This window comes from Terriglobia bacterium (genome assembly GCA_035712365.1).
Classification (GTDB): domain Bacteria; phylum Acidobacteriota; class Terriglobia; order UBA7540; family UBA7540; genus SCRD01.
The window spans coordinates 1-5,021 of the sequence record DASTAW010000049.1 but is presented as its reverse complement, the minus strand read 5'-3'; the positions used below and the strand labels follow the sequence as shown (position 1 = coordinate 5,021).

The following is a 5,021-nucleotide window of genomic DNA, read 5'->3' as shown; positions in this document are numbered from 1 at the left end:
CGGTCGCGGGAGGAACTGGTCGAACGGCTCATGGGTTTCATCAACGCCTATAACCAGGAGGCACAACCCTTTCAGTGGACTTATACAGGCGATCCCCTCGCCGCCTGATTAAGTCAATGCAATTTAAGAACGCAACACTAGGCGCCGCAAAAACCCCGCCGCCCCCTCACTGGAAGTTCCTGATCAGCACCACGTCGCTCGACTGCGTCCCGCGGGCGGGTTGGCCGTCGAGCGACCAACCGAACCAGAAAGTCTGACCGGAACTCGTAATGAGTCTATTACCGGGGCACTCTGCATAGTGATCACTCATGCGGTAACCCCAGACGGCGCAGAAGCTCCTGGAAGCGCGCGTCTGGCCGCAGCTTGTCAAACTTTGGATCAACTGCAAGGTCCGCCAAAACCAGGACCTCTCGACGTATGCTTTATCGAGCCAGTGGAACGCCCGGTTCTTTTCCCCGAGTCCCGTGTAAATCATCGCCAACATGAAGGGCGAAACGAAGGTCTGCTTCGACTTGCTCTGGAGTTCAGCAATCATCCTTTCTGCTTTGTCACGCTGTCCCGACACCGCATAAGCATACCCGAGCGAGGCCGCAGGCTCGGCAATAGCATCGCCCACAAGCCAGCGAGCGTGTTTGAATTCTTCGATGGCTTCGGGTGAATGACCCATCTCCAAGTAGACCCACCCGAGGATATCGTGAGAAACCCAATAATTTGGGTCAAGCTGGTTCGACTTTTGCAACTGCTCGATAGCCTGATCATACTGGTGAGCGAAGTAGAGGCTTTGGCCCGTAAACGTATTTAACCCGGGAGAAAGTGGATCCAGTTCCAGCGCCCGGCGGTTCTGCACAAGGCCGTCATGGATGCGTCCGACTGCGACTAAATACCATCCGTATAAGCCGTGTGCCTCAGCGAGATTCGGGTTTAATTCAAGGGCCCGCTGAAACTCCTTTTCCGCGGCCGCCCAGTCCCAGTCATGCCAGAAATAGCTCGCCGCCAGATTGTAATGAGCTTCACCGAGTGAATCGTCGAGCTGAATTGCTTTGAGTTCAGCTTCTTTGGCTTTCGACTCTGCCTCCACTGGGGGGGGCCAGCCAGTCATCAACAGCGTTGTATTCGTATGCCATCCCCGTGTACGCAAGCGCGTAATTGGGATCGGCAGCAACCGCCTTCCGAAAGTAATTGTCAGCCTGCCCGAGCCCTTCCCTAGTGACCATTTGCGCATAGAACATACCTTTCAAATAATCGTCGTAGGCCTCCGGATTGCTGGTCGAACCCCTGACGAGCAAGTGCTTTTCCTCTTCACTCAACCGAAGGCGCATTCCGCCTACGATTTGATGCGATATGTCGTTCTGCACGGCGAGGAGGTCTGATGGTTTGCGGCTGTACTGTTCGCCCCACAGCTCGGAGCCGTCGGCGACATTTGCCAAGTCAGCCTGGATCGTAACGGTACCGTCGCTCTGACGCGCCAGCACGCCCGAGAGAACTACCCCTACATTCAGCTCTCGTCCCACCTTTTGCGGGTCCACATCCTTGCCTTTGAAGCGCGCTACGGTGCTCCAGGCCATCACGCGGAGGTTCGGAACCTGGGACAGGCTTGCAATGATGCTTTCGGCGATGCCATCGCTCAGGTACTCGTCACTGGGGTTCTTCGACGCGTTGGCAAAAGGCAACACGGCGATAGAATGAATGGCCTGCACCTTAGGGTGAACGAAAACCCAGACCAAAACTCCGGCGACAATAGAGGCGAGCGCGAGAATTGGCAGCCACGAGGCCATCCTCGACCGTGCGGGCCAGAAAGAAGGTGCTGCCACCGGAGGCGCAATCGCAGCATCGGGTTGCAAGCCTTGCGGCGGGGTCACATGGCTTGAACTCGTGTCACGTTTCAGGCGCTTGAGGTCGGCGCGGATTTCGGAGGCGTTCTGGCAGCGCAGGTCGCGATCTTTTTCCAGGCACTTGGCGATGATCTCTTCGAGCTTCGGCGGAAGATTCAAGTTTAGGCGGGTGACCGGCCCCGGATCTTCGGCAAGTATCTTGTGGAAAATCACCGCCGTGGTTTCGCCGCTGAACGCCTGGCGGCCCGTAGCCATCTCATAGAGCACCGCGCCGAAGCTGAACAGGTCCGTGCGGGCGTCAAGAGCTTCGCCTCGCGCCTGCTCCGGGCTCATGTAAGCCACCGTGCCCACCGTGGCGCCGGGGCTGGTGAGATGCTCGCGATCCAGGGTGGCCGTGGGTGCCTCTGCGGGTGATTCCGGTAGGGGCGCCCCTTGTGGGCGCCCTTGGGCGGGCGCAAGGCCCGCCCCTACAGTCAATTTTGCCAAACCGAAATCCAGAATCTTGGCCTGGCCGCGGCTGGTAACAAAAATATTCGCCGGCTTGATGTCGCGGTGCACGATCCCTTTCTGGTGCGCGGCATCGAGCGCGTCGGCAATCTCGATCGCCAGGTCAAGCGTCTGGCCAATCTGTAGGGGCGGCCCTTGTGGCCGCCCTTGGGCAGGCACGAGGCCTGCCCCTACCGCCAATCGGTCCTTCAGCGTCTGGCCTTCCAGCAGCTCCATGGCGATGAACGGCTGGCCTTCGTGCTCGCCCACTTCGTAAATCGTGCAGATGTTGGGGTGGTTCAACGCCGCGGCGCGCGCCTCGCGCTGGAAGCGCTCGAAAGCAGTGGGGTTGGATTGTAGCGGCGGCTTTACGCCGCCATGTGGCGATCCCGCCCTAGCGGGATCGCCGCTACCCGTCGGTGGCATCGCAATCTCGCCGCTACGTGCCGACGCATCAAAGGGCAAAAACTTGAGCGCCACAAACCGCCCCAGCGTGGTGTCTTCGGCCTTATAAACGACACCCATCCCTCCGCCGACGAGCTTTTCGAGCACACGATAATGGGAAACCTTCTCGTTCATCACTGGAAATTTCTGATCAGCACCACGTCGCTTGACTCGCTGCCGCGGGCGAGCGCCAGATCGCCCCTAGGCGACCAGGCGAAACTGAAAATTCGGCCGGAGGTCAAATGCGTTGCCTGTTTCGGCGGCCCGCCTGCGAGCGGCTGGGCCCAGAGGTTGGACACGCCATTCACATTGCCAACGTAACCAATAGCACGGCTATCGGGAGTCCATTGAATGTGCGCGCCCCTGCCCAGTAGCTGGGCGCCCTCGAGTACGCTGAACTTCCTGGCGGCCGGCCCGCCGCTGGACGGTAACACTGCAATCTCCGGCTGGCCGCCTTCCGGCGCGACGCAGGCGATCCACTTACCATCGGGTGAGATCGAAGGCTGGCCGCAAGGTTGGCCTGTGATCTTCCCGCCTTTGCCCCCCTGGATCGGCACGCGCCAAAGCTCAGGACTGCCATGGCCAAACGATGTGAAGATGACCCATTTGCCATCGGGTGAGCAAGCCGGTGTCTCGTCAAAGCTGCCATGGGTGAGCTGAGTGAGGCCCGTGCCGTCGCGATTGATCCGCCAAAGATTCACGCCGCCCTGGCGGTCCGAATCGAAGACAATGTAATGGCCCGCGGGGCAGACAGAAAAATAGATGTCGTTTGCCCCTTGTGGATTGGTCAGGTTTTCCGGCTGGCTGCCGTCTGCGTTGACGCTCCAAACGCCGATCGAGCCGCTGTCCGCCGACGAGTAAAAAATCTGGTTGCCGGGTGGCCAGTTCACTACCGTCAGGCCTTCAGTGCCCTGTGCGCTTCGAGTAATCTGTCGCGGCTGGCTGGGGTTTTCCCTGGACACAATCCAGAGGTTGGAGTCCGTTTGCGACTGAACGACGCTCAGCGTTTTTCCGTTCGCCGTCAATGTGGGCATATTGTAAAAGTTCAAGTCATGCGTGACTCTGCGCGCCGTACCGGAAGGGTACGAAACCTGCCAAAGCTGCGATTGGAATATTTGGCTCTGCTCTGCCGAGACAACCATCAGGCCGCTGCCGTCCGGCAGCCAGGCCAGCGGGCCCCAAAAGGCAGCAGTGCGCGCCACAGACGCTTGTTTACCGCCGCGGGCGCTCACCGCCATCAGCGAACAAGAGTAGGAGCCAGCAAAGGATTGCGAAGGAAGCGCAATGACGTCGCCATCGGGGGACCAGCCAGGATAAGGCTCAAACTCCTCCTGCGGCCTCTTTCCGGAAGCAATGTCGTGTTGCTCGCTCCCGTCGGAGTTCGCCACGACTAATGTAGTTTCGCCAGTGGCCAGGTTATTGCGCACAAAGGCGATTCGTTTTCCGCCGGGGGAAAAAGCAACCCTGCCGCGAACGTTCTCAACAATCTTTTTCGAATTGCCACCCAGCGAGGGGAGACGATAGACATCCCCGGAGGAAGCGGCGGGCGCGGACGAGTTGTAGTAGATAAAGTTTCCATCCGGCGAGAAGGTTACACCTGAATACTGGGCTGCCGCCGTGGAAAGAATCGGCGCATCGCTGCCCGTTGCTGTCTGGCGCAGCCAGATTTTCTGCTGGCCCGGCGCGCCCCGCACATAAGCCACGTAACGGCCGTCGGGCGAAATGGCTGCGGCTTGGACGTCACCAAAATTCGTCAGCCGCTCGATTTTCCCCACCTGGAAAGTCGCTGGCGGCTTGCGATAGAAAGCGAAGAACCAGACGGCGCCAGCGGCAATGACGATGGCCGCCGCGAACGTTGCCAGAAGACCCTTCTTGTGCCGCCGGGCCATCGCCGCGATGATCTGTGTGTCGGAGCTGTCGTGCCCGGCAGTTGTGACACGGGCACTTTGCCCGTGTTCTTCGGCCCCTGCGGCAGTTGTGGCACGGGCGCTTTGCCCGTGTTCATTGGAAGCACGGGCGGGAGCGCCCGTGCCACGCTGGGAACTCGTGTCGCGCTTCAGGCGCTTGAGGTCGGCACGGATGTCGGCGGCGTGCTGGTAACGCAGCTCGCAGTCTTTCTCCAGGCACTTGGTGATGATTCGATCCAGCTCAGGCGGCAGGTCCGGGTCGAGCCGAGTGACCGGCGCTGGATCTTCGGCAAGAATCTTGTGAAAAATCACCGCCGTGGTTTCGCCGCTGAACGCCTGGTGGCCGGTAGCC

3 protein-coding genes are annotated in these 5,021 nt (G+C 59.9%); all 3 read right to left on the bottom strand.

The window, feature by feature from the left end; translation table 11 throughout:
* Nucleotides 1-166 precede the first annotated feature (166 nt).
* A complete protein-coding gene (locus VFQ24_15715) occupies nucleotides 167-1,078 on the bottom strand; it encodes a hypothetical protein (protein HET9179803.1) in 912 nt (303 codons plus the stop codon).
* On the bottom strand, nucleotides 1,047-2,897 hold the full coding sequence (locus VFQ24_15710; protein ID HET9179802.1) for a serine/threonine-protein kinase: 1,851 nt from the start codon (nucleotides 2,895-2,897) through the stop codon (nucleotides 1,047-1,049). The genes VFQ24_15715 and VFQ24_15710 overlap by 32 nt, the downstream gene beginning before the upstream one ends.
* On the bottom strand, nucleotides 2,897-5,021 hold a 2,125-nt coding region (locus VFQ24_15705; protein ID HET9179801.1), incomplete at its 5' end, for a hypothetical protein. The genes VFQ24_15710 and VFQ24_15705, both read right to left, overlap by 1 nt.